Raw genomic sequence first — 26,223 nt, forward strand, 5'->3', positions numbered from 1 at the left:
CGTTCGCTAGCGGTACCGCCATCGCAGCGGCAGGGCATTCAGCCGGCCGCCGGTGGAGGGCGTATGCACACTCGTTGCTGAGATAGTGAACGGTTGGCGGCTGCTGCGAAATCGGAGTCAGGCATGTCACACGGCGGAAAGGACGATGCAGGCAAGGCCGGCGACGCCGGCCGGATCGGCGAAGAGTCCGACCACGACGAAACGCTCGGCGAAGCTTTGTCAAGAGAGGGATTCGAGCCGGCCAAAGTCGGGCGCAAAGTCATGTCGCAAGGGAGACGCAGAGAGCGTTTGAAGAAGGGGCCTCCCAAAGGCTCCAGCAGGTAGACGTTTCCGGAATGTGACCGATATGCGCGCTCCTCCCCCCCGACTTCCGCTACCGAAGCTTGATCCATCGGTAGTCTTCCTTCCTCGAGGCACGTGCGGCTCTATTAACCGCATACCGTCATGCCGTCCGCCAGGGTGGGCGCATGGGCTGCGCCATCGGCGAACCCGCCGCCGAGCGCAGGCTCCGGCACTGATTGTCCAAGACCCGGAAATACTGGCCGGCGCGATTTCAAAACGTGGCATCGGATCATTGTGCTGCTGGATGCTCAGGTGCGAGGGATAGCAGAAGCGCTCCCATCGCCGCCCGTGGACATGAAATGAAGGCGTTTGAGGGTTGCCTCGATGCGATCGCCTATGCCCTGGAGCGGCGCTTGCGTCCTCGATGGCTTGGCGAAGGCGGATGGGATCAGGTTTCGGCAACATGGGTGGGCAACGGAATTGCGTAGGGCGTCTCGTGAAATAATGAGCAATCAATCTTCGATGCGATGAAGAGCTTGGCCTATCATGGGGTCCTGTGACCTGCGCTCTCCGCCGTAGAAGGCAACTGGACGGCCCGTCTTTCGTATTCTAGGAGCGGTTATGGACGCGCAAGCACTCATCGAATTCAGGAAGAACATCGACTTCATGGAGATCATGTTTCGGATGTCATGCGCTTCGACGCGCTTGGCGTTTGGGGCGGGCCTTGAGCAGCTTTCACTTCTCAACCACGGCAATAACGATGCCGACGTTGAGGAAGGCCGCCGACGCTTGCGCGCCGCCATTACCTCACAACTCGCCGAATTCGAGAAGCTATTGGAGCTCGTGGGCGAGTAGTCCTGGTCCTCGGTTTCACTTCTCTTGTTCGCCGATCCCGCCCGCTCTACGCTCGCCCGCACGCGCCGGATTCGGCAGACGAGGGCAGGGGCAATTTGTGAAGGGCATTTTCGACACCAAACGCGATTCTGGGTACGACGACGAGATCGCGTTTCGGTACCATTTTCCTAAACGTTACCGCCCGATCGCCGAGACACTGGTTGGCGGCCGGGTCATCTATCGCGAGCCCCGTCGTAATGGCGGAAGACAGGCGTATGTCGCGACGGCTAAGGTAGTGCAGGTGAACGACGATCCCCTCCGACTGGGGTTCGCATACGCTGCTATGGCCGAATACCAGGAGTTCGATGAACCCGTGCCATTCTTCCAGGGCGGCCGCTATTGGGAAACGGCACTGCTATCGGTCGCAGATCCCAGCCGTGTCGGGGCCTTTCTTCAGGGAAAGTCCATTCGCACAATTCCGAAAAGCGACTTCGCAGCGATCGTCCGCGCCGGGCTGTCCGAGACACTGGCGGCCGACAACGCCATTAGGCTCGAACTTGACCCTCGACACGTCGACGGCCCCACGCAGGAACTTCTCGACCTCCCGCTCGTGGATCAGGAGCGCCGCATCGCGCAGATCCTGACGAATCGCAAGATCCGAGAAGCAAGCTTTCGGCGAAAGGTCTGCGATGCCTACGATAGCCGCTGTGCAATCACTGGACTGCGGATCGTCAACGGTGGCGGCAAGTCCGAAGCCCAGGCCGCTTACATATGGTCTGTTGCCGACGGCGGTCCGGACGTCGTTCAGAATGGCATCGCACTTTCCGCCACGGTCCATTGGCTGTTCGACAGGCATCTGATCTCGCTGACGGACGATTACCGAATCCTCGTTTCGCATAACAAGGTGCCGTCGGAGCTGCGGATGCTGTTCGCGAAGCAGATGGATCGGATACATCTGCCCGCGGATGAGCGGCTGTGGCCCCACCCGGCGTATTTGGCGCTGCATAGGGAGAAGTTCAGCGGGATCGTGTAGGGCGCAAGTCGGCCCCCACCAGAGGACGGTTCTGAAAGCGAGCCTCCGCCACGACTCCCGAAGCGATTCTTTGATGTAGAAACACGTATAAATTTAGTCCGGTCACACTAAATGCCATCGCAGAATGCAGTTGGTCTTGATAGTGTACCGGGGGAATTTTGGGGGAATCATGCAGACTGCTATCGATCTCTATTCCGGCTGCGGCGGCATGTCGGCTGGTGCGGCCATTGCAATCCCCGGTCTCGAAGTGAAATGGGCGCTCGACATTGACAAGAACGCGACCGCGACCTTCAAGAAGGCTCATCCCGAAGCGCTAGTCGATTGCTGCGATGTTTCGCTGGTATCGGCGACTGACGTGATTGAGCGCGCGGTAATCGAGAAGATCGACTGGTTCTTCGCCGGGCCGACTTGCCAGGCGGTCAGCACGATGGGCGTCTTCCACCTCGATGATCCCCGCAACGCGCTCTTCGTACATTTCATCCGCTTGCTGGACGGTTTTACGGCGGCTGGACGGCGCCCGCAGCGCGTTATTATGGAAAACGTGCCGGGCGTCGTTTACGGCAAGAACCTCGTCATCGTGAAGGAGCTGTTCAAGCTCTTCGAGGAGCGAGGCTACCATGTCTTCGCAGACGTCGTGAACATGGCCGACTACGGCCTCCCGCAGCTCCGCAACAGGTTCATTCTCGTTGCGTCCGTCGATCCCATCGCCGCGACCTTTCCCATGCCCACCCATGCTCCCGACGGCGGCGGCGATCTCGAAGGCTATGTGACAGTCGCCGAGGCGATCGGTGATCTCGTTCAATGCAATGCGAATGGCGACGGGATCGTCCGGTTGCCGGAAGCCGTGAACCAGACCGCCTTCCAGCGCTTCGCCAGAAACGGGGCGGATGTGGTCGGAAGCCATTTCGCAAACTCGCTGACCGAGATCAACGCGAAGAGGATCGCACAGGTGCCACAGGGCGGTTGCTGGAAGGACATTCCTCCGGAACTCCTTCCCGACCGCTTTCGACGCGTCCGACTGACCGACTATGCGACATTGTACGGGCGACTGCACGAGGCGGCGCCTGCCTATACTATCTCGGCAGGTTTCGCGAACGTGACATCCGGATGCTTCACACATCCCATCCATGACCGGGCTCTGACCGTGAGGGAAGGGGCGCGCATCCAGGGGTTCCAGGACACGTTCGAGTTCACCGGGCCACGCAGTGCACAGTACAGGCAGGTCGGGAATGCCGTTCCGCCATTCTTCATGAGCAAGCTCCTGACGCACCTGACAGCGGGCACGGAGGGCGTTCCGGCAAGGATCACGTCGAGTGCTCTGGCCAGCGGCAGGAAGCTGCCGAAGATGGTCAGGCGCTACATGAACAAGAAGAACGAATCCGTGCGCGCCCGCGATGGCTACGGCGGAGGAACCTACTGGCCGGCGGGCTGGGGCGAACCGATTGCGGCCGACGCTGTCGCCGCCAATGGCTATCGATTGCGCGAGATGCCGCTGCGGTTTCGTCGCCGCGATGAATGGCGCGCCTCGCGCGACAAGTTCACCGACCAGGATCTCGTTGCCGTCTACGAGGAGCAGCAGCGCCGCGGCGTCGGTCCCGCGGACTTGGTTGCGCTGCCTCTGACACGCGAAGGCGACGTGGACGCTATCGACCGGGCCATCGTCCAGCTTCTTGCCATCGTTGGCTCGAAGCCAGGTCAGATGGAACTCGACATCCCCGTACGCTACCTCCGCGCACGCCTGAAGCTGTTGCACGACCAGCTCTCGGAGAGGCGCGTTTCAAACCTGCCGCCGCTGGCAATCCCGGAGGACGGCGCTGCTGTCCTGCTCGGAAGCGACAAGGGAACGTTCCGCCTCGCACGGCTGACCTTCGAGGACACGGACATGTCGGCCGACGCGTCGCTCAAGGCTCCGCATCTCGTCCTTCATCCCGATCCGCTGCGAACGAAGGGCAAGGGCAAGGCCGCGGAGGACCACCTGCGCTACCGATAGGAAGGGTGGGGCAGGCTTCGGTTCAGGGATGTCTTAGGGGGAGGGGAAGACAGGTTGAGGAACTTCGAGGCGGAATGCATCGAAAGGTATTTTCTGGCTCCGGGCAGCACGGGTTCGATCGGCAGCGTCTATGTCGCCGACGAGGATCTTCTCGATATCTTCGGCGTCACCGATCTGGAACAGGCTCGAAAACAGCTCATCCGAAACCTTCCTCATATCGACATTCTCAGGCAACGCTTTTCCGGAGCTATGGCGCCGCTGAAAGGAAGAGCGCCGGACTATGTGAGGATCCTCGTATTCCTCTGCTGGATGCAGACGACCAAGACGAGACAGCGCGGGGATCGGGATTTCCGCGACGACATTCTCGCAAAGCAGCTTGGTGAGAACTTCAAAGGGGCCTCGATGGTCGGCCTCGATCTGATGTGGGGGCACCTGAAGGAGTTCCTTTGGCGGGAGCACGGGATTGATCTTGTGCTTCCTGAGAATGTTCCGCACCACATTCGCCGGATTGGTCGCACGCTGCAGATGGCCTTTCCAACCTGGCGAGACAGAGCCGCAATGCGGAAACTGAGGCAATTCATTCCGCAGGAAAGACTTCTCGACCCACTTTTCGTCGCCAATAGAATCCACACGTCACGGTATATTCTCGGCGATACGATGCAGTCGTTTGAGTACAACTTCGAAAAGTTCGATGACGCGCGGAAACGTGGTGTACGCGAATACATGGAGACGCCCTTCTGGCAGGCATGGTATTCGATCGTGGCGGAACAGGCCGCGCTCGAGGACATCGAGGTTGCAGAGGGTGACTTCGGCGAGCATGAGCTTTTCCGGGTCTCGCCGCTTGGCGACCGGGTGCCGATCTCGACCCCTGAGGAGGCGCTCAAGTTCATCCCCAAGCCTCTTGGGAAGCTCGTTCGGAACGGGATCGTGTTCCTCGAGAACCTCGGCTTCGGCAGATACCGGGCAGGAACATCGCCATCCAACATCCTCCTGATGAAGAGTTCGAAGCTCGCAGAATGCGACTCCGACGCGATCCGCTCCGTTGCCGGACTGAACGCCGGCTGGGTCGTGGCCAACTTCCGAAACCAGGTCGGAGGCGGGGCCCAAACGCAGAGCACCCCGAGGGAATTCGGCTGGCGGGACGGCATCAGGGTTGGCGGCGCGTACCTTGGCCGCACGCCGTTGGCGCCGATGATCGCAGGTCCGATGCCGGCAGCCATCCGTGTCGAGAAGAATGGCAAGCCGATCGACATGGTTCGGCGCGATGACGGCCTGTCATTCAAGGATGGGATCCACTCGGGAACGTTCGTCGCCCGCAGCCACCGGGAAAACCGCGAGATCCTGCTTGTCCCGCGGGCGAACGAGGTCGGCGACATCCGACGGCTTTCCTTCGATTTCTCAAGGGAGATTTCGGAGGACGAATTCCACCACGGCACAGCGCCGTCGCTTGTCTCCACCGTCGAGGAGTGGAGCGGCGAACGCACCCCTCCCTGCGATGAACTGGTGACGATCGGCGAAGCCCTCTACGAACGAACGGCACGGGGACTTTCGTTCTCCGAGGCCATCGAGATCGTCCTGAGAGGCATGCCCGAGGACGACTGCCCCTCCGAATGGGATCTGCTTCGATCCTTCTCCGACGCTGGCTGGCTGGAGATGACGTTGCTGCGCCATTTCCCTGTACGCAGGATACTTCAGAACCCGCTGGCGGCCGAGCGCGTCGGTTCAGATCTCGTCAGGATCAGCGGACCGACGCCGATCGCGGTGCTCGAACGCCTTCATGCCGCGGCGGGAGCGGCCGGAGCCAAAGTCGAGACATGGAACGGCCTGTCGAAGTGGGCGCTGCCCCGATATGCCGTCAGGTGTCCGAACGAGCGCGTGCGCCGGGACTTCATCGGAAGGATGGCCATCGCTGAAATGCCCACACCGAAACTGGCGCTGGCCGATGTCGGCGACCCGGACGGAGTCCACGGCTACCAGGTGATCGGCAGGCTTGACGAGGAACGTGGCTTCTTCGCAGTCCGCTACGACGACAGGGTTGCCGACGGTCTCTACAGGCTCGAAAGGAAGGAATCGCGCAATCCCTTCCTCTACCGCTCGGTCGTCGACGGGAAGCCTGTGCAGACCTACGTCTCGCCGTCTGTGGCAATCCTCTCCCACCATCTGCGCGCTGGCGGCCCGCTGTTCCTCCATCGCGACGGAATCCTCGAGCCACGGCGCTCACGCGTCCTCCTGCCGTCGAGCTGGGCGAGATGGGCGTCCGACAGGGTGCTGTGCAATGCCGCTCCCGGTTTTTCCGAAGGTGGATGGCGGTACCAGTACGCCATCGGCGCTTCCTCCCTCTTGCCCATCTCCCGCCTCGTGCCGGTCACGGAGCAAGAGGACGAAGAGGAAGCGAAAGGCACGGAATGGATCTACAGGTTTCTCGCCTCGGCCTCCAACCGGGGCCGGGCGATCCATGACAGCAGATCACGGACGACGCGGATCGCGCGCGTTATGGCCGAAAAGAGATAGAAGATGTCAGCATCAGGCAAGACGGTTTACAGAGTGAAGCAGTTGGTCGCGCACGATGTCGCGATCATTGCCGAAGTCAAGGACGGAGAGGCCCACAGAGGCAAGCTCAGGGAGACCCGCGACAGCAGAATCGCGCTGGGCGGAACGGACTCGTTCTGGCTGATCGGGGGCGAGAAGAAGGAGTCCAAGCTGGTCGTTCAGAAGGACGACATTTCCGTCCCGGTGTTCGCGTCAGGCATCTCGTCCATGGCTTCAAAAATCCGGGCAAGCTCCGTCTTCGAGCTTCCAAAGGTTGTCAACGACAACGCAGGGCCCGGGAAGTTCGACGCGGTGTCCTTCACGACCGTCACAAGGCTCACTGTCGGCTACAGTCCGCATGGCGGATCCGAGGAACTGCTTCCCGCGCTCTCGAAAGGCACGCTGCACATCCCGCTCGAGGCTCCCGTCTCGGCGATCGAGGTGCGGCCTGGCCACTGGCTTACATCGGGATTCGAAGCTCTTCCAGCGGGGCGCTACGGCTTGCGCCAACAGTCCCTGCGGTCGGTCGCCACGGCTTCTCTCGAGAACCGTCCCGACATGATCAGGCTGGCGAATGGCCTTGTCGTGTTCGTCTCCCCGCCCAAATGGTCGGAGCCGAAGAGCACGGATCTGCGGTCTGAGGAGGAGATCCACGAGTCGGTGGAGCGGTGGCTCTCCAGATCGACGGCAGCGCTCAGCCTTCCGGGCGACGCTGGTTCACTGGAGCCTGCGGAACTCCTTCGCCTGCTGGCCGACAGGGCCATCAGCGAGGAGGAGAAGGCTGATCTGGCATCCATCGCGGGGCGCCTGTCGAAGCGCAGCGAGCTTGCCGACATCCTGCCCGAGATACTGGGGCGCGATCCTGCGTTCAGGGACAGGCTCGCAGGCTTCGAGGAATCGGAAAAGGCGCGCCTGCGAACCGAGCTGGAAGAACAGCTCCGCAGGGAGATGGAGGTGGAGCGCGCCCGCTTGGCTGCCCTTCGGATCGAAGTCGCGGACGCGGAGACGAAGCTCGCGTCGTTCTCCCACCGGGAGGCGCTCCTCAGGAGCGAGACCGAGAAGCACGAGGAGATGCTGCGAAGCAGGATCGCAAGCGCAGCGGAGGGAATAAGGAACGAATCCTCCCGCGAAACCGCTGCCATCCGCGACGAGGTCGCCCGACTGCGTGATGACATGGCCCAGATCGCCACTGCCGTTCCCGCCGCCGCAGAGCCAGTCGCCGAGGCACGGACCGAGGAGTCGATCCCGGCAGCTCCGCCGCCGCGCTTCGCTTCGGACGAGCAGAGGCAGAAGACCCTCAATGAGCTGGCTGTCGCAACCGGCCTGACGCTTGCTGAGGTTGCCGCCATCGTCGCAACAGCCACAGATGTCGTTCCGGTGCTGCTCGGACCCGATTCCGCTGCGGCTGCGGTCGACATTGCCACGGCCTTTGCCGGAGACGATGCCGCCATCGTCTTCTGCGACCCCACCAAGATCTCACTGACGGATCTCTTGAACGACGAGCATTCCGGTCTCAGGGAAGCCATCGACAAGGCGAAGGAGCGCCCCGAGGCGCTGTATGCCGCAGCCATATGCGGCATCACGAGCGGCCCATGCGAATACTGGCTTCCCCAGATCATCGCGATGAGGCGGGTCGGTCGTCTGCCGCGCAACCTCGCACTCGTCGCAAGCGCGGGCGCGGACGGCCTCCGCGTTCCGATCCCGGATTCCACGCTGCGGCACCTGTTCCCGCTGAAACCCTCGAAGGCGCCGCGGCCCGGATCCGCGAAATTCGAAGGTCTCTGGCCGATGACAAATCTGGATCAGGAGAGGGTCCGTGAGGTGGTGGAGGTCCTCGCAGGCCGTGAGCTGGAGGGTTCTGCTATGCAAGCCGTGGCAAGGGCGCTCGCTCGCACCCCGTCGTGGATGCAGCTTTCCGATGCGGTCCTTGTCTTCCTGAGGCAGGCGAAATGGCTTGCTGCGATAGCCGCGGGTCACGAGCACGAACACGACGAATATTTCATAGATATGGAGGGCTGAACGTGTTTGATCCGATTGGCGGCTTCAACCGGATGATCGACCAATTCCTCGCGTACCTGGACACGGCGTACCGGATCGATGATCCGCGTGTGTCGGCGATGAGGAGGGAGCTGCTTTCCACGCCGGGACAGCTCGCGCTCGACCCGATCTTCGAGGCGGTGGCGCGCTACAAGCCCGTCACGTATGGACTGGAGGGGCTGATCGACGACCCCGAAGGCAGGCTGCCTCATTTCTCCCGGAAAGAGAGGCAGGCCTTCATCGAACTCGCGCTCTCCGGCCTCTTCGACAGGGACAGGTCCAGCGCCGAAGTGAAGGGAGCCTACGCACCCTATCTCCACCAGGTGCAGATGCTGGAGAAGGGCGCGCGTGACGGAACACCTGGCATCGTCACGTCGGGCACGGGTTCCGGCAAGACGGAATCGTTCATGTTGCCGATCCTCGCGCAGCTCGCTCGGGAAGCCACGTCCTGGCCCGCACCCCTGCAGCCTCTTGATGACGACTGGCTCGAAGACCGCGCCAGATTCCAGCACCACCGCAGGAACGAGCACCCAGATAGGCCCAAGGCGGTCCGCGCGCTCGTCCTTTATCCGCTTAACGCACTCGTCGAGGACCAGATGGTGCGCCTGCGCAAGGCGCTCGATTCCGACGACGCGCAGGATGTCATGGCGCGCCACTTCAACGGAAACCGGATCTTCTTCGGACGGTACACGGGCAAGTCCCCTGTCACGGGCTTCCTGAGCCATCCGCGTAAGAGCAAGGACGAGGGATGGAAGAAGCGAAATGCGCGCGCACGCAAGGAGCTGAAGACGGAGCTCCAGCGCTACCAGTCCATCCAGCAACGGCTTGCGGCCGAAAATGATCCCGAACTCCGCTACATCTTCCCCACGACCGACGGCGCCGAACTGATCTCGCGCTGGGACATGCAGGCTACCCCGCCGGACATCCTCGTCACCAATCAGTCGATTCTGAATGCGATGCTGGTGCGCGAGGTCGATGACCCGATCCTGTCGCAGACCCGCGCATGGCTCATGGAGAACGAGGACGCGCGCTTCTTCCTCGTGCTCGATGAGCTGCACCTTATCCGCGGATCCGCGGGCGCTGAAATGGCCGGATTGCTCAAGGTGCTCCTCGAGCGGCTCGGTCTGACCGATCCAGCCCACGCCCACAAGCTGCGCATTCTTGCCTCGTCAGCGTCGCTGCCGATGGACGAGGAGAACGCTCCAGCCAGCATCGACTACCTGAAGAACATGTTCGGCGACGCTGGAACCGCCGGGGCGGAAGACATCGATGAAGCCTGGAGGAGGAGCGTCGTCACAGGCCGCCCGATCGAAGTCCAGCGCCCCGAGGCAATGCCGTCGCGCGAAAGCCTCGCCGATCTCGCACGCGCGCTGGAGGAGCTGGATCATCGGCGCAATCCCCGCGAACTCTTCGACCGCTTCCTTGCGGCGGCCGCGAGCATCCCCGGCGCCGCTGGAAAGACCCCTGCCACCATGCTGGAGGAGGCCACCGCGATTGCGGCCGCGATGCTCGACTTCGCGCTTCAGAACCCCGAAAAGCTTGGAGCCAAGCGTCCACGCACGGTCGCAGACATCGGCAACGCCCTGTTCGACTCAGAAGACAGGTTAGCCGTCCGCGGCCTGCTTGCGCTGCGCGCGATCCCCGACCTTCCGGACAGCGTATTGCCAGCCGAACTTGCTCCGAAGCGCGCGACCGTCGCCACGCTTCCCGGCTTCAGGATGCACTGCTTCGTCCGCAACATCGAGGGCCTGTTCGCGTCCATCCATCGCGAGGAGGACGGAGCCGTCGTCTGGGGAGCCCCCGGCATCGAGCGCGGCCAGAACTACGACGGGGAAAGCGATCAGGAAGGCCGCAAGCGGCTCTTCGAGATGCTCTACTGCGAGGCGTGCGGGGATCTCTATCTAGGCGGCAAGCGCGGGGAGACCGATCCCGGCTCATCGCGCAGGGTCTCGCTGCTTCCAGCTCCGCAGGAACTGGAAAAGCTTCCCGAAAGTGCCTCATCCATACGGTTCGAGGATGCCAGCTACCGCGAATTCGCCCTCTTCTGGCCGAGCCAGGGGCAGCCCGAAGTAGAGATCCGCACGGGCAGGACACCGTACCGATGGACACCGGGCTTCCTTAATCCCCGAACGGGAGTCGTGAGCGACAAGGAAGAGAAGGGCGACGTGCCCGGCCACCTGCTTCGCTGGTCAGGCACCGACGGGTTCCAGAGCCGCACGATGGAAGACGACGGCACTGCCGTTCCGTTCTGCTGCGCCAAGTGTGGTACCGACTATTCCGGACGCTATCGGCAGGCGAACTCCAAGAGGCGCGAGGGCCGCCTATCTCCCATCCGAAGCTTCAGAACTGGTTTCGGCAAGACCTCCCAGCTCCTCGCCACCGAACTGGTCGCCTCTTTGAAGGCGCAGGGCGGTGACGGAAAGCTGGTCGCCTTCTCCGACAGCCGCGAGGATGCGGCGAACCTGGCTCTCGAGGTCGAAGTTCAGCACCAGCGTGATCTGCGCCGGGAGATCCTGATCTCGGCGGCGACGCGCATTGCGGCCGATTATGCCTTCAGGGCCGAAGACGAGGCTGAGTACCAGCGCCTCAGGAATGAGGTTGCCACGCTCACGATGGAGGACAAGGACACCGAGCATCTTCAGCCACGCCTCAAGGCTCTCAGGAAGCGGAAGGACGCGGCAGGCAAACCTCCAAGCATCCCACTGAAAGAGCTGTTCGAGTTCGAACGCGACAAGGTGGGCAATCTCACGCGTCCGATCCTGACCGAACTCATGAAGCTCGGCTCCACCCCGGTCGAGGGAGCCGACACGAAGCTCAATCGCATCAACAAGCGCCACGCCTGGTACGAGTTCTTCGAGAGGGACGGAAGTGATCAGATATCGTGGAAGCATGACGTTCCCGAGGAACAGCTCAAGCTGATCCGAAAGGCGCGAGAGAGGGTGCAGGATGATCAGCCGCTGGACGCGACGGATCTCCTGTTCAGCAAGACATACTTCGCGCTCGAGGAGACTGGGCTTGGATGGCCGAGCTTCTATGGATCCGAGGAATACACGCCCGAGAAGTCGCGCGACGATGCGATGCTGCGCATCTTCGCGGACGCCTACCGGATCACGCCCAACCAGTTCCAGGACGTGACCCGCAATGCATGGAGCAACGCGTTCGACATGCTCGGCAGGGGCGACAACAAGTTCCGCCGTCTGATGGAGAGGATCCTCCAGCACCCTGAGCAGGAGTGCAACGACTTCCTCGACAAGCTCCGCACCACGCTCAAGCAGACCCGAGGCGATGGATCCATCGACATCAGCATGCTCTACTTCCGCGCCGCCGATCCGGCCGGGGCCGCCTGGCGGTGCAAGCGCTGCGGCCGCGTTCACCTTCACTCCGGGTTCGGACGTTGCACGCGATGCGGGGAGATGCTCACCCGTCCGGAGGATTTGACGGCCTCGAAGATATCCGGAGAAAACTTCCTCGGACGCAGGGTGATGCGGGCGATCTCGAGCGACGAGCCGCACTTCAGGCTCAAGTGCGAGGAGCTTACGGGCCAGACGAGCGATCCGGCCGAGCGGCTCCAGCAGTTCAAGGGCGTGTTCGTCAAGGACGACAACGAGAGCGACGAGGACTTCCGCTGGCGGAGGCTCTTCGACACGGCTGATCTGCTTTCCGTCACGACGACGATGGAAGTGGGGGTCGACATCGGCTCCCTGCAGGCGGTCTACCAGGGCAACATGCCCCCGCAGCGCTTCAACTACCAGCAGCGCGTGGGACGCGCCGGCCGCCGAGGACAAGCCTTCTCTACGGTTCTGACGGTCTGCCGCAGCAAGAGCCACGACATCCACTACTTCCACAATCCGATCGAGATCACAGGGTCGGCTCCGCCTCCACCATTCATCACGACGGGACTGACGGACATTCCGTCCCGACTGCTCCGCAAGTTCTGGCTCGTCGAGGCCTTCCGCATCCTGCGCGAAGAGTCCGGTGGGACATGGGCTGGCGACGATGTCATCCCCGGCGACATTCACGGCGAGTTCCTCTATTGCAGGGAATACTTCCGGCAGGACATGAACTGGCGTGATCGGCTGTCCGATGCACTGCGGCGGACGGATCATCGCCGTGTCCGGCTGGCGAGCATCCTCGCCGCGGTCTCCGGCTGCGATCTGAATAAGATCACGGAGAAGGTCTCGGCAGACACCGTCCTTGCGCAGATCGACGCCCTCGAGGAGGAATTCGGACTGCAGGCGGTCGGCATCGCCGCGGCGCTCGCCGAACGCGGGCTGCTGCCGCTGTACGGCATGCCGACACGGTCGCGGAATCTCTACGTGGAGCTGAAGAAGGCGAATGGAAGGGGGAACTTCGAGGCCGAGTGGGACACCATCGACCGCGACCAGGACATGGCGATCTTCGACTTCGCGCCCGGAAGCGTGCGCACGCGGGAGAAGCTGCGCCACCGCTGCATCGGGTTCACCGGCGTGCTGCTCGACCCTGATCAGCATGCGACGAACTTCGATGGCCCCGTGGATCCCATCTCCGACTGGAGAAAGGACGATTTCCACCTCCGCTTCTGCGGCCAGTGCGGCGCGTGGAGCAGGGGCACCGAGCACACGGCCTCCTGCCACGCCTGCGATGCGCCCCTCGCCGATGCCCCGATCCGGTGCATCACGCCCGCGGCCTACCGTACGGAGCTCATTCCCACGGACGAGAACCTTGCCTCCAAGGTCGGCCAGCGCATGACGCTCGCGAGCCTGGGCAAGCCCGACGAGCAGAAGACCGACGCAAATCTCAGCGTCAACTTTGCGGAGCAGTCCGAGATCTTCCTCGTCAATCCCGGCTTCAGGGACGACACGGACTTCTCGGGCTTCGAGGTTCAGGAAACGGTCGACACCAACGCGCAGCGCATCTGGTGGTGGCCGGACAAGCCGCTTCTGAAGCTGTCGGGGCAGGCGATCGCCACAGATGTCCTCTCCGACGACCAGAACGGCCGCTACCGGGCTGTCGAGGAGCCGTCGGTCAGCGCCTGGCTCGCCTCCACCAAGGTCACCAACTCGCTGCAGATAGGCCCGGTCAAGCTCAACCCGAACCTGCGCCTGCTCGACATGGACATCGGCCTTTCCATGGGCCGCCGCGATCCGTCCCGCACAAGCGTCCGCGCCGCCGCAATCTCGGCGACGGAGATCATCGTCCAGCGTGCCGCGCTCGATCTGGACATCGCGCCGGAGGAATTCGACGCACTGGCGCCGAACATCATGCATTCGCCGAGCGGGGAGCGTCTGCCATACCTCCAGATATCGGACGCGCTGCCGAACGGCTCGGGCTTCTGCCGCCATCTGCTGGGCGACAGTACCATCCCGGTCTCCGCCCTGATCAGCAGCATCCTCGACGAGGAGGGCGCATGGCCGAGAACCGACGTTGCCGATCCCGATCACATGAAGCGGTGCGGATCCTCCTGCTACAGGTGCCTTCAGAGGTACAACAACAGGAACTTCCACGGTCTTCTCGACTGGCGGCTGGGGCTTTCCTACCTGCGGGCGATGGTCGACCCCTGCTACGAGTGCGGCATTGACGGGAACTACGGCCACTTCGAACTGCAAGACTGGTCGAAGACCGCCAAGGAACTCGCGCTCCAAACGAAGACGTTCATTCCCGGCAACACGGTCTCGAGCGTCAAGGGGAGGGCGGACATTCCGATCTTCTCCCTCGACGACCGCAATAGCCGCTGGGGCGTGGTCGTACATCCGCTATGGGACGCAGGGAAGCTGTTCGACCGTCTGGACCTCCGTAGCAACTACGTCCCCGTCGACAGCTTCGAATTGTCGCGCCGCCCGCTTCATGTTCTGCAACGAGCGCGCGCTGCTGCGAGGTGAGGGTTTCGCCGCTCTACATTGTTCGACGGTTGAAACGATCTTCTTCACGATCGCTTCGACCGTCTCATGTTCCCAGAAGCGAAGAGGCGTCCAGCCGATCTCTGCAAGGTGTTCGCGGACCCGCCTGTCACGTGCGCGGTTGCGTTCGATTTTCTCCATCCAGAAGGCGGTGTTCTTCTTCACCGATGGCGGATGGACATCGCACCCATGCCAGAAGCAGCCATCGAGGAAGATTGCGATCTTTAATCCGGGCATGGCGATGTCGCAGGTGATGCGCTTCATTCCGGGAACGGGATAATGGACCCGATAGCGGAGCCTTTTGTCGTAGAGCTGCGATCTGATTGAGACCTCGAATGGATTGTCGCGCTTCGTTGTGCGCTGCATGCGTCGACGGACAGACGGCGTTGCTTCGAGATCCATATGTCTTCGATATACCATCTCGGTGGCGTGATGATGGCCAGGCTGCGCGAGGAACGGATTGGCAGAAGGAGGTTCTCGCGTGGCGGCCTCCGGCCACTGCTGCGGTGAAATACTCCTGGCATATTGCGATGAATTTTATCGAAATATGCAAAGCGAATTGTTGACAAATAATGTTGCCATCGACAGTCTGGCGCGATCATGAAATCGCGAGACAATTATGGAAAGTAAACGAGAGAAATTCGTGAAGCTGGCTGAGGGCAGGACACAGGCTGCCCTCGATGCCATCAGAAAGATCGGAAATCTTTCGAACCGTCGGGCCTACGAGTTCGACGATGGCGACGTGAAGAAGATCGTCAAAGCGCTGCGGGATGCGGCTTCGGATCTCGAGCGAAAGTTCGGAACTTCGGGCGCGTCTGAAAAGGATGTCTTCAAACTCTAGGATCCGATATGAGCTATGAACGCCTGACCATCGAAGACGATAGGTTCCTGATCAATCGGATGATTGGGCAGGCGCCGCGACACACCCTGGTTCGCGAATTCTTCATGAACGCGCAGGAGAGCGCTTCGCTTGCTCCAGAAGGACGTCGGCTGGTCCGCATCTACCCAACTGTCATCGAAGGGGTGCGGAAGCTAACGTTTTGGAATACCGGGCCCGGGATGGACGCAACCGAACTTCGAACGGCGACGAACATATCGGCATCGATCAACAAGCAGATGTCACTCAAAGGGAACTTTGGGATCGGCGCGAAAGTCTCGGGTCTCACCGTTTCTCCGGCCGGGATTCGCTATCGCTCTTGCAAGAACGGCGTCGTTCACGAGGTTACCATCGGATACGACGAGGAAGCTGAAACCTTTGTTCGGTTCACATTCGATGTCCAGGGACGGCAGGAATCCGTCTTCGATGTAAGCTATACGCTGCGACATTCGGTTGACCTGTCCTCGGACTGGACCGAGGTCGTCCTAATGGGCGAGGACGACGAGCACGACACAATCCTGGAGCCAGTTGGGAAAGGTATCAGGGTCGACCGGAGCTATGTCGCAACGCAGATATTCCGGCGCTTTGCGGAATTTCGCCCGGGGGTGAAGGTCATGCTGGACGTCTCGCTCACAAAGGGCGGCGGCAAAGATGAAACCGGCAGAACGAGAACTCTCAAGACCTTGCAGGAAGTTGTTCCATTTCTTCCTAAAGCACAAGTCGTGACGTGCGGTGAAACCGGGATCAAGATTCAATACATCCATGACCCCAAGCATCAGAGTTATAGCCACTCCATCAGTGCGCTGAACAACCCAGCCACGTCCTCGACCACATTCTGTGCTCTCGTTCACAAGGGTGAGAGATACGACTTCCGCACTGGCAAAAAGTGGTCCGCGGTAGCGCCGAATTATGGGATTCCCTTCGGCTCGACCGTTCTCACTGTCGAGATCTATCTTCCGGATGACGACACGCTCCCTAACCAGTACCGTGATGCGCTCATGACGGTCGAAGAGCGGAACCCCATTTCTACGGACGACTTCGCGGGCAGGGTGCGTGAGCTCATGCCCGAGTGGGTGAAGGACGTGATCCGGGAGGCTCACCCGCCCCGTGACGAAAACCTCGACGATCTGCAGAAGGATCTACAGAAACTTCTGGACGAGTTCCGCCTTCCGACGACCACCTACGTCAAGTCTCTGAAAGCTCCGGATCGCACGGACGATAGCGATCTTGGGCTTGATGAAGCGCGCTCCGCCGCCGTGGAACCAATCGATGACGAGGAGGACCGCTTCCTCCGCGGCGAAAGAAGTGGCGGACAGCGGGCAACGGACAAGAAGGTCCGCAAGGCACCCGAAGGCGCCAAGCTTTCAAAAGAGGCACAGGCCCTCGAGAGGGCGCCGACAATCGAGATTCTGGATGATCCGACCGAGATCGACGAGAAGCAGATGAGGGGGCGTGCCGGACGATACTACAAGAATGCACAAACCCTGTTCATCAACGGTCTCTATTCCGCGGTTGAGCGAATGACGGCGGAGCTCGAAGTTCTCTTCGCCGGACAGATGGAAGCCGAGGAACTGAGAAGGATCATTTTACGGGCGGCGCAGCGTTCAATGGCCTTTCGCGTAGGCAAGGCGACATGTTTCGCGATTAGCAAACGGCTGGTCGATGGATGGTCGCTTGAAGACCTCGATCGCGCCACCTCGCCAGAGTCGCTCTCACTCGCTGCGGACGATTATCGTCAGAGCATGACCGCGGCGCGAAAGTGGGTCGGCGCCGAACTCAAGATCCAGGGGCTTGCAGCAGAAGAAGTCGAAACCGTCTGAGGGGAAATAATGAGATCGGTTGTCGGCATCGACGCCGCCTGGACTGTAGGGCAGCCGAGCGGGATCGCTATCATCTCCGACGACGGCCGTGGCTGGCGGCTGAGAGCGGTCTCCGCGTCCTACGATGCATTCCTGAGCAGCGAAGGCGCCAGTCCCATTGCGCGGCACAGAGGATCAATGCCAAAAGCTTCCTCACTGATCACCACGGCCAACAGAAAGGTGGGTGCACAAGTCGATCTTGTTGCCATCGATATGCCGTTGTCCCTGTCGCCAATCGTTGCCCGCAGGAGTTCGGATAACATGATTTCGGCGGTCTACGGTGCCAGGCATGCAAGCACACATACGCCGAGCGCCGAGCGACCAGGCAGGCTCAGTGACGAACTCCGGACCGGTTTCGAGATCGCCGGATATCCGTTGGCCGTATCGGAACTGAATGGACTAGCTCTCATCGAGGTCTATCCCCACCCAGCACTTATCGAGCTTGCCGCAGCCGATCGCAGGCTCCCCTACAAACAATCGAAAATCAGTAAGTACTGGCCCGACATAAGTTCCGCCGATCGGCGGGCGAACCTGCTGCAGACGTGGGGACGGATACTCGAGCTGCTTGACGCCAGGATTCCAGGAGTCTTAGACGCGCTGCCGTTGCCGCCGATGGACGCTCAAGGGCATGAGCTCAAGGCGTTTGAGGACGCGCTCGACTCGATCGTGTGCGCTTGGGTCGGAGCCTGTGCAATAGATGGTCGTGCGATTGCGTATGGCGATCAAGACTCCGCCATCTGGGTGCCGGAAGCGCTTTGAAGATTGGAGGCCCGTTTTCCTGCAAGAGAAGCCTTACAGGAGAGCCTAAGGGCGACTTTTTGGCGGAGGCCATCCGCAATCGCGGTCAATCAAAGCTGAAAACTCGCTCCCCAGCTCTCCAGCGGCCAATGATTATCCGTCTCGGGCCCAATTCGGAAATGAAAGTCCTTGAGCAATTTTTCCCTGAACAGCCAACAGGTCTCGGTGAACTGCTGCCGCGTGACTTCGAAGCTGACATTCACAGACGGGATTTCATCTGACTTAAACATTAGGCCGGCTTCGACCCTCTCGGGTGTCAACGGCGTTCGGACCCAAAAGGAGACTACCGCTGGCCAACGGATTTTTCTGATCGGGGAAATGACCACCGCTCCGGCGAGCAAGTAGGTAAACTCTGCGACCATGAAGGGCGGCCCTAGCTGTATGTGCTGACCGATATTGCCAGAGGGTGAGCCAGCGAACTCCCCATGCCAGTCACCGACCTCGATTTCCGGCATGGCAACAGCGGGGCGTGGCTTCGGCTTCCGTCGTGGCATAGTACCCTCCTCGCGCTGGTGCGGCAGTCGATCTATCGGATCTATAGGCGACGAGCTTGAGGCGGCCCGTCGGGACGCGCTGCCATTCCGTCCAGGTGATGCCGTGGACCGTCGTCCCGGGCGAGGCGCGCTTGAATTCGCCGTTGCCCATGTAGCGCATCTCGACCTCCTTGCTGATTTCGAGGATGGCGAGTCCGATCGGAATCCCCGAGACGGTGACGATCGTTGGCGCGGGCGGCATCCACAGCGCGGACGGGACGTGCCTTGTCCTGTGCGGTCCCCCTGAAACCATCTCCACTGACAATCGTCCGGGCAAAACCAATCGGCGCAAGGGCCGCCACAGGAAATTAATTCAGAATACGTCCTGTCGTGTTTCAACCGTTTGTTACGAGGACTCATGGTATCTGCTCCTTAGAAAATTGGGGTAGGGCATATGGCCGAGAGCGAAGTTGAAAACAGGGCGCAAGAAGGTCCACAGGTTAAGGCTGAGACTTGGTTCGCATTGGCGATTACCGCTGTGGTGTTGACTTCCATTCTGTTCGCTACAGCGGGGCTCTGGATTTTCACAGACGACCCAGAGAAAACACTCCCTCGCGCACAGGCTTTTACTCCTTTTGGCGCTGCCATGATTGCTCTCGTCACATTCTTCACGGTGGCATGGCGCGGTGTCCTCAACGCCCGCCAACTGGACTATCAAGCCGAACAGTTGAAGTACCAAGCCAATCAAGCAGCGCAGGTCGTTCGTCAGAACGACACAAAAGAGGATGAGAACCTAGCAAAGCTGCTCCTCGACGGTGCAAAACTGATAACAGAAACAGAGAAGCTCCCGCAGTTGATCGCGGGAGTAACTGCGCTCGAAATTGTTATCAAAGACGAGCGACGGCGTTATTCGGTCGAAGCGGTCGATCTTCTCGTCGATGTTCTGACGGAAACATACGGCAGCAAGGGTCTGGCTCGCTCCAGGCGCGCCGTACTCGCCGCACTTCGTGTTGCTGAGGACAAAGGAATAAGCTCGCGCGCTCAAGGGATGTTCAAGCGCGACAAGGCCACAATCGAGAACCGGGGTAAATGGGATTTCATCCCTGCGGTGCCGAGATTGTTTTTCGAAGGGGGTACAATCTCCACCCGAGAGTATGCGCGCATGGCGGGACGCATAGTGCGCCTAACCAATGTAGTCGTTTCCGGAGCTAATGTGGATTTCAGAAAAACGACCATGAAAGAGTGCATTTTCGATATGTGCACCATTTCCGAAATCTCGACTGGGGATCTCAGGGCGCACAAATTCCAATTCTGCGACTTCACCAACGCAACGATCAGACTCGGTGGCGGCACCCTGCGCGACATCAAATTAAAAGAGGGCTTTAACCTATATCGAGACGGCCATCCTCCTCGCGACGAGACAGGGAACAGTCTCGCTGACTTTTTCTGGATGGAAGAAGAACTGCCGAATGATCTTGATGAAGCGCTGTTCCTTTCTTGAGGGAACGCGCAGTCCAAATTCTCGCCATGAGCGGCGTCCGAACGGTTGGTTGAGCCTCGCGGGAATACGTGTTCTTATCGTGTCTTCGACAGATGGGCGGAGGCAGCACAATGTCATTCCACGATACTCTGAGGCATGTCGGATCCACTAACCCAATTGCTCTCGTTCTGGCCGCGGGTCTGACGCTCCGGTTCTGCGGACTAGGTCATGCGGCGACAAATAACAGTCGGCCCGGATGAAGGCATCACGATCCAGAACGCGCTCGAACTAGCGAAGCCCGGCGCATGGTTGGAGGCCGTGTAGCCAGGCGTGGTCTACGCCCGCGTCCGCAGTCGGAAAAATTGCGTATACGAGTCCTGAAACTCATCTTCGGCCTGATAGGCTGGCGCCGTGCCTTCGAGATGAAGAAGCGTCAGCTCGAAGTCGTATCGATCTGTCCTCATGCACATTTCGAAAGTCGGCTCCGGAAACCAGACGCCTGCTTTCTGCTGAATGCCCTCCAAGGATTCGTCTCGCGACAGCTTGCTGACTGCAAGAGAAGCGGCAGGCAGTTCAAACAGGTCGCTTTTAGTCCGGAGAAAGCGACCTGACTTGAAGGCCGCATCGCTAGATTTTGCCCAGAGTGCGAAGCCATCCACGGACGCGATGACCATGGCGCGCGATTTTGTATACTCGAGCCACCTCAGTGTCGCGGCCGTGAGCGACACACCATACCTTGCAGCCGCTTCGCCCAAACGAGAGAAGTCAGCGAGCTGATCGGAGGGAATGAACCGCCTGTAGTCATCCAGGGGCATGAGCAGGGTGGCAGCGAACTCGTTCGCTTCCTTCTCGATGTTTCGTCCGGCACCGTGTTCGACGGCTTCCTTCGTGCAGTAGAACCCGCCGTCGAAATCTGGATCCTTGTCGACCAGGTCTCGATGAAGCATGAAATGTCCGAGTTCGTGCGCTACGGTGTAGGCGCGGCGCCCCGGATTCTGGGTCTTGTTGTACATGATCGCCCAACGCCGCGGCGTGGTGTCACCCGGCACTAGGGCACCTTCGCATCCCGGCAGATCATCGCCGACGATCTGCTCTATGTGACTGGCGGGAGAGATCTGCCTTGTGTATTCGAGAGCGACTTCATCCACGTTCACAGGCCCGCGCTCAAACCTGTCATTGCCGAACATCGTGTTCAGCACCAGCGAGATATTGTTTGCTACGGCTCTGGGCGACTTAGGGATCACTCCTTTTTGCCTCCGAGAACCCTGGCCATCGCCCGGATTTTTTCGCGCGTGTCAGGATCCATCTGGCTGTACTCGCGGAAGAAGGCCTTATCCTGGGCATCGGCGAGGGTAACCTCCTCACGTCCGATCAGGTAGTCGGTAGTGACCTCAAGGGCCACTGCGATTGCGGCGAGCTTTTCAGCAGAAGGGCGCGGCGGATCCTTGTTCTCCAGCTCCCATATGTAGCTCTTTGACGAACCAGTCGCGGTCGCGAGCTGGTCTAGGGTCAGCCCCTTCTTCGTGCGCAGTTCTTTGATTTTCTTGCCGAATGTTGGTTGGGTCATGGCGGAACCGTTCGTCGCTTACTATTGTTCGGTGTAGCTATACAGTACGGGCCTTGACTCCGGAAATCAACATCCCCATTTTGTTCGGAGTAGCGATACTTAGTGAAGCATTATAACGAACACATTCGGAGCGCCGCGGAAAGACCGGACGGAACCTTAGCCGTAGCGCCAAAAACGAGATCGGAAAGAAGCATGAAGCTTGTAAGTGATTTCAAGGATTTCCTGACGGATACCGTTAATCTCAATCAAACACGTATCGATTTGCTCACAGCTCGTGTCGACGCCATCAAGGATTTTCTCAAGGCGTCCGATTGGGATCCGCAGATCCTTCGCTTCATCGAGCAGGGGTCGTGGGCGCACGACACGATCATCCGTCCCGTCGACAAGGGAGAGTTCGACGCGGACCTGCTTGTGAAGGTTAAACCCGTCAACGGTTGGAGCGCCGCGCAGTACGTGAAAGAACTCGGCCGCGTCTTCCGGGACAGCAAGCGCTATGGCGAGATGACGGTCGTCTACGATTACTGCGTCACCATCACCTACGCCGATGATTGCAAGATCGACATCGCGCCGCTGGTGACGGATCGCGAGTATCAGGGGACGCTCGAGGTCTGCAACAAGCGCGCCGACGAGTTCGAAGAGTCCCAGCCGATCGAGTACACCCGCTGGATAAAGGAAAGAAACGGATATTCGGGCAACAATTCCTTCCGGAAGGCAACGCGGCTGATCAAGTATATCCGCGACATTAAGAAGCGGTTCAGTTGCCAGTCAGTCCTGCTGACGACCCTGATCGGCCATCGGATCGAGTGGTGGGACAAGGACTCGACGGCTTTCGCCGACACGCCCAGTGCCCTTCAGACGATTATGGGCCGGCTCGACGACTGGCTGCAGGAACGTCCCGACAAGCCGAGAGTGGAGAACCCGTCGCTGAAGTCGCAGGACTTCGCGGATCTCTGGAACGACACCCAGTACGCAAACTTTCGCAACTTCGTCCACAAGTACCGGACGTGGATCGATGAAGCCATCGAGGCTCCGAACCGCGCCGAAAGCATCGAGAAATGGCGCAGGGTCTTCGGCGATGACTTCGCGAAGGGCGAGAACGTCAAGAAGGCCGAAGCCTCTGTGACCGATCGCGCGCGTGTCCTTCTCATGGACACAGCCGCACATCTTGATGGACTCGTCGATACCGTAATCGACTACGGGGTTGGAATCCTTCCGGCCATCTTCAGCAAGCCGCGGCACCAGCAGACGCCGCCATGGCCGATGGCGGAAACCGTCTCGCGCAATGTCCAGGTTTTTGCGGAGCATAGCGGTACCAAGGTGAAGGGAAGGGGGCATCGGATAAGCTCTGGCGAAGCGCTCGCTCCCAGTGGTGGACTCTGGTTCGATGTCCGCATCAACAAGTTCCAGACCGTGCCATCCGACTGCTACGTCCGCTGGCGTATCACGAACACGGGCGCTGCCGCGATGGCTCAGAAATGCGGTAGGGGCGGCTTCGAAAAACCCACCGACGGCGATCGTCGCTGGGAAGGGCTGCAATACCGCGGGGTCCATATGGCCGAAGCGTTCATCATCAGGCGACGCGATGACCGTGTCGTTGGTCAGAGCGACCCGTTCTACGTCGTGATCAAGTAACCCAGGAGGAATGAATGCCTAAGGTCGATACCGTCGGGAAAACCTACTATGACCCGCTCGTCCTAATGGACAAGATCGGAGGATGGCTGTTCCGGGCGATCTCCGCTCTGTCTATTGTCGTTCTCTTCATCGACAAGGCTGCGCATCCGGAGGCGAACATCGCTCTCCAGATAGCGTTTCTGATCGGTGCCCTGCTGTTCTTCGTGCATGGACAGGTCCAGAACATCTACCTCTTCCCGAGAGCCGAGGATGCCAGGCGGCAAGAGGTGCTATCGAACAGCTTCAACGTCACGCTCACGCATGAGGAGACTGTTGGCTATTACAACAACGACCAGACCAACCCGCTCAGGCGGCTGGCAGCGAATTCCATGGAGAGCGTGTTCTTCACGCGCTCCATTATTGGCAAGATGCTACGGTCCCAGCGGATAACGACGCTCGGCTACCTCGTGGTCTGGATTGCGGCGATGGCGTTGCCCTCCACCGATCTCGAGGTCATCGGCGTAGCGGCGCAAGCTATCTTCAGCGGGGAGATCTTAGGACGACTGGTTCGCATGGAATGGCTCCGCATGCGCTGCGAACACCTCTTCAAAGACTTTAACAGGCTCTTCAACGGGGGGCGTGGGGTGTCGAAGTCCATCACTCAGGCCCAGATCATCGAATTCTTTGCCTATTATGAGACAACCAAATCGACCGCTGCGATCCTCCTATCCACGAAGATCTTCAATGAGCAGAACCCGACGCTGACCGCCGAGTGGGAGCGCATACGCGCTCGCATCGGAATCTAAGGCGCACTCATGGCCAAACCATCGCCGAAGCCTTCCAGCAATTTAAGGCCAATCTCGAGATCTCCAGCCTGCAGGAGAGCACGACATCCAAGCGCCAGCAGAACGTTCGGGAAGCGTTGTCGAGGGACTTTGCCGTCCTCGACACTTTTCTCACGGGGTCCTATCGCCGCAACACAATGATCGCCCCCCTCAAGAGCGCCGATATCGATGTGTTCGCGGTCCTTGATCCGAAGTACTACGCGGCGCAGAACCAGCACTCGCTTTTGACGTCGGTAATGACCACGCTCAAGAAGAAATACCCCTCGACACCCAGGATTAAGCCTGACGGACAGGCAGTGACCATCACGTTCACGGATTTCGAGGTGGATGTCGTTCCCGGCTTCTACCGGAACGGCGGAGGCTTTCTTATCCCCGATGCCAATCTCAGACGATGGATTCCTACGGACCCGAAAAAACACGTCGAACTCTGGTCTCAGTCCAATAAGGCGCACAACGGTGCGCTGGTACCGCTCATAAAGATGCTCAAATGCTGGAACCGATCGAATGGAAACCTGTTCCGCTCCTTTCATCTTGAGGTACTGGTCAGACATGTCCTTCAGGACGTCACCATCAGTGACTATGCCAGCGCTGCCCGTTGGGTGTTCGACAAGATGAGAGGAAACGTTTGGGTCAAGGTCGCCGACCCCGCTGGCTATAGCGACGATGTCGCTTCTTATCTCGCAAAGTCGGAAGCGGCCAAGATCATTGCCGCTCTGGACAACGCGTATCGAAAAGCGGTCGCCGCTGAAAGCAACGCGAGTTACGGCTTCGTGAGATCGGCGATCGAGGACTGGCGAACTATCTTCGGGGACTACTTCCCCGGACATGGATGAATGGGGATAGTGCGCGCATCTTTCCTCGTCGCGTCTACCATAGGCAGTTGAATTTCGTATGGATCTTGATCTCGGTGGATCCGACTGGAAGCGGGGCTCGGTTCCACGCGGCCTCGAGGCATTTCATGGAAAGCGCCACCTCATGGTCGACGTCGTGACCGACCACGACATCCATCAGGGACATCTTTGAAAAGAGGAAGCGCAAGGATTCGACGGGAAAGGCCCAAGCATGGGCAGCAGGCAAGCCGGTTCCTCGCATCGAGGATAGGAGTTCGTCCTACATCGCCAACGAGGAACCGGCTATATCTCTTGTCGTGAAGGAGATTTTGCCTTCGGGGGAAAGACTGGCCGCGGAAAAGGCGAGCGCCCCGCAGTCTGATCGGTCATCGCAGGATAGTTCTCCTCGCTCGGATGATCACACATGTCATCCAGCATTGATGCCAACGGGGATGCGGTCCCAGCAGCGTCGACCGACAACCTTCCTTGGGATCTTTGCCGTGCTGAAGGCCGACCATCGATGACGGAGGTCTGTCGACGATGCATGAACGTCAAGACTGAGATCCTCGCGGTGCGCATGGTGTCCGACTTTCGAAGGCCACTGAAGGGGAAGCGAATGCGTTCGCGGAAGTCCTCCCTTCGTCGTGATGTCGTTGCCCGTCCGTCCTGCCGAGCGTGGGAATGGCCCCGTGAACCACGATGGCCCCGGGCGATGAGCCGCGAAGAGCGAATCCTTGTGCACAATTGTTGACAACGGCGCCGGGTTGTCGCCTTTTCGAATCCATGGATTCGACGTCAGAAATCATGGGCGCCCTCAGGGCGGGCAGGGCGCTCCTCGGACTGAGCCAGGAGGAGCTCGCCAGCCTTGCAGGCCTGAGCCGGCAGATCCTGGTCAGGATCGAGAAGGGCGAGCAGAACGTCCTCGTGGAATCCATCGAGAAGGTCCGCGCCGCCCTCGAGTCGGGCGGCGTCGTCTTCATCGACGGAAGTCCGGACCATGGCCCGGGCGTCGCGATCACGCGTCGCCCGCGGGTTTCTGCCGTTCCGTCCGAAACGGTATGATCCGTCCCTCGCGGCGGGCGGCATTGGCCGCTGCGGTCCCGGTACCGCTGCATGATCCGGTCCAGGGCATCGGCGTGCCTGTTGAAGGCGTCGCGGGTCGCCTCGTCGCTGTCGGCTGGAGCGCGGACGGCATCCGTCCCATCCGTTCCGCCGACGACCATCATGCAGATCACGGTGCGGCAGATCCTGCCATCTCCATCCGCATGGCGACGCAGGGGCACGCCCTAGGACGCATCCCAT

The 26,223-nt window shown here is 60.3% G+C and carries 19 protein-coding genes and 1 pseudogene; 15 read left to right on the forward strand and 5 right to left on the reverse strand.

The genetic code is table 11. The features are described 5' to 3' along the window. Positions 1 to 903: 903 nt before the first annotated feature. From QN224_RS06885 to QN224_RS06910, 6 genes are all read left to right on the forward strand, one after another. The gene (locus tag QN224_RS06885) at positions 904 to 1,137 is read left to right on the forward strand and encodes a hypothetical protein (protein WP_283976028.1); all 234 of its coding nucleotides are present in this window, start codon (positions 904 to 906) and stop codon (positions 1,135 to 1,137) included. A gap of 97 nt (positions 1,138 to 1,234) precedes the next feature. Further along, entirely contained in the window at positions 1,235 to 2,149 is a 915-nt protein-coding gene (locus QN224_RS06890) for an HNH endonuclease (protein ID WP_283976029.1), read from the forward strand. A gap of 169 nt (positions 2,150 to 2,318) precedes the next feature. Beyond that, positions 2,319 to 4,139, forward strand: a complete 1,821-nt coding sequence (locus QN224_RS06895; RefSeq protein ID WP_283976030.1) for a DNA cytosine methyltransferase — start codon at positions 2,319 to 2,321, stop codon at positions 4,137 to 4,139. Positions 4,140 to 4,193: 54 nt separating this feature from the next. Next, positions 4,194 to 6,650, forward strand: coding sequence for a hypothetical protein (locus tag QN224_RS06900; RefSeq protein ID WP_283976031.1), 2,457 nt, complete (start codon positions 4,194 to 4,196; stop codon positions 6,648 to 6,650). Positions 6,651 to 6,653: 3 nt separating this feature from the next. After that, a complete protein-coding gene (locus tag QN224_RS06905) occupies positions 6,654 to 8,687 on the forward strand; it encodes a hypothetical protein (RefSeq protein WP_283976032.1) in 2,034 nt (677 codons plus the stop codon). Between the two features lie 2 nt (positions 8,688 to 8,689). Then, positions 8,690 to 14,563, forward strand: coding sequence for a DEAD/DEAH box helicase (locus QN224_RS06910; protein ID WP_283976033.1), 5,874 nt, complete (start codon positions 8,690 to 8,692; stop codon positions 14,561 to 14,563). Positions 14,564 to 14,638: 75 nt separating this feature from the next. Here the strand turns inward: QN224_RS06910 and QN224_RS06915 are convergent. Continuing rightward, a pseudogene (locus tag QN224_RS06915) lies at positions 14,639 to 15,001 on the reverse strand (very short patch repair endonuclease); the annotation flags it as partial. Positions 15,002 to 15,200: 199 nt separating this feature from the next. Between QN224_RS06915 and QN224_RS06920 the strand changes: the two are divergent. The 3 genes from QN224_RS06920 to QN224_RS06930 are packed head-to-tail and all read left to right on the forward strand — an operon-like array spanning position 15,201 to position 18,076. After that, positions 15,201 to 15,422 (forward strand): hypothetical protein, encoded by a 222-nt coding sequence (locus QN224_RS06920; RefSeq protein WP_283976034.1) that lies wholly within the window; start codon positions 15,201 to 15,203, stop codon positions 15,420 to 15,422. 8 nt (positions 15,423 to 15,430) lie between these two features. After that, positions 15,431 to 17,278: a hypothetical protein gene (locus QN224_RS06925; RefSeq protein ID WP_283976035.1), complete on the forward strand. Its 1,848-nt coding sequence runs from the start codon at positions 15,431 to 15,433 to the stop codon at positions 17,276 to 17,278. 9 nt (positions 17,279 to 17,287) lie between these two features. After that, on the forward strand, positions 17,288 to 18,076 hold the full coding sequence (locus tag QN224_RS06930; RefSeq protein ID WP_283976036.1) for a DUF429 domain-containing protein: 789 nt from the start codon (positions 17,288 to 17,290) through the stop codon (positions 18,074 to 18,076). A gap of 89 nt (positions 18,077 to 18,165) precedes the next feature. On the opposite strand, the gene QN224_RS06935 is transcribed toward QN224_RS06930, so the two are convergent. After that, positions 18,166 to 18,570 (reverse strand): hypothetical protein, encoded by a 405-nt coding sequence (locus QN224_RS06935; protein WP_283976037.1) that lies wholly within the window; start codon positions 18,568 to 18,570, stop codon positions 18,166 to 18,168. Beyond that, a complete protein-coding gene (locus QN224_RS06940; protein ID WP_283976038.1) occupies positions 18,548 to 18,850 on the reverse strand; it encodes a hypothetical protein in 303 nt (100 codons plus the stop codon). Before QN224_RS06940 ends, QN224_RS06935 begins: the two co-directional genes overlap by 23 nt. A gap of 192 nt (positions 18,851 to 19,042) precedes the next feature. Between QN224_RS06940 and QN224_RS06945 the strand changes: the two genes are divergently transcribed. Beyond that, entirely contained in the window at positions 19,043 to 20,089 is a 1,047-nt protein-coding gene (locus QN224_RS06945; RefSeq protein WP_283976039.1) for a hypothetical protein, read from the forward strand. Between the two features lie 314 nt (positions 20,090 to 20,403). Here QN224_RS06945 and QN224_RS06950 read toward each other — a convergent pair whose 3' ends face one another. Then, the gene (locus QN224_RS06950) at positions 20,404 to 21,312 is read right to left on the reverse strand and encodes an ImmA/IrrE family metallo-endopeptidase (RefSeq protein WP_283976040.1); all 909 of its coding nucleotides are present in this window, start codon (positions 21,310 to 21,312) and stop codon (positions 20,404 to 20,406) included. Further along, entirely contained in the window at positions 21,309 to 21,635 is a 327-nt protein-coding gene (locus tag QN224_RS06955) for a helix-turn-helix domain-containing protein (protein ID WP_088677303.1), read from the reverse strand. Before QN224_RS06955 ends, QN224_RS06950 begins: the two co-directional genes overlap by 4 nt. 192 nt (positions 21,636 to 21,827) lie before the next feature. Between QN224_RS06955 and QN224_RS06960 the strand changes: the two genes are divergently transcribed. The 5 genes from QN224_RS06960 (at position 21,828) to QN224_RS06980 (ending at position 25,983) form a co-directional block, all read left to right on the forward strand. Beyond that, positions 21,828 to 23,267: a cyclic GMP-AMP synthase DncV-like nucleotidyltransferase gene (locus QN224_RS06960; RefSeq protein ID WP_283976041.1), complete on the forward strand. Its 1,440-nt coding sequence runs from the start codon at positions 21,828 to 21,830 to the stop codon at positions 23,265 to 23,267. Between the two features lie 14 nt (positions 23,268 to 23,281). Then, the gene (locus QN224_RS06965) at positions 23,282 to 24,052 is read left to right on the forward strand and encodes a hypothetical protein (RefSeq protein ID WP_283976042.1); all 771 of its coding nucleotides are present in this window, start codon (positions 23,282 to 23,284) and stop codon (positions 24,050 to 24,052) included. Then, positions 24,019 to 24,924 (forward strand): CBASS oligonucleotide cyclase, encoded by a 906-nt coding sequence (locus tag QN224_RS06970; RefSeq protein ID WP_283976043.1) that lies wholly within the window; start codon positions 24,019 to 24,021, stop codon positions 24,922 to 24,924. Before QN224_RS06965 ends, QN224_RS06970 begins: the two co-directional genes overlap by 34 nt. Positions 24,925 to 24,982: 58 nt before the next feature. Further along, complete coding sequence (locus QN224_RS06975; protein ID WP_283976044.1) at positions 24,983 to 25,114, forward strand: hypothetical protein; 132 nt, start codon at positions 24,983 to 24,985, stop codon at positions 25,112 to 25,114. Positions 25,115 to 25,704: 590 nt separating this feature from the next. Continuing rightward, a complete protein-coding gene (locus QN224_RS06980; RefSeq protein WP_283976045.1) occupies positions 25,705 to 25,983 on the forward strand; it encodes a helix-turn-helix transcriptional regulator in 279 nt (92 codons plus the stop codon). Positions 25,984 to 26,223 lie beyond the last annotated feature (240 nt).

This window comes from Sinorhizobium sp. 7-81 (assembly GCF_030124405.1).
Lineage (GTDB): Bacteria > Pseudomonadota > Alphaproteobacteria > Rhizobiales > Rhizobiaceae > Sinorhizobium > Sinorhizobium psoraleae.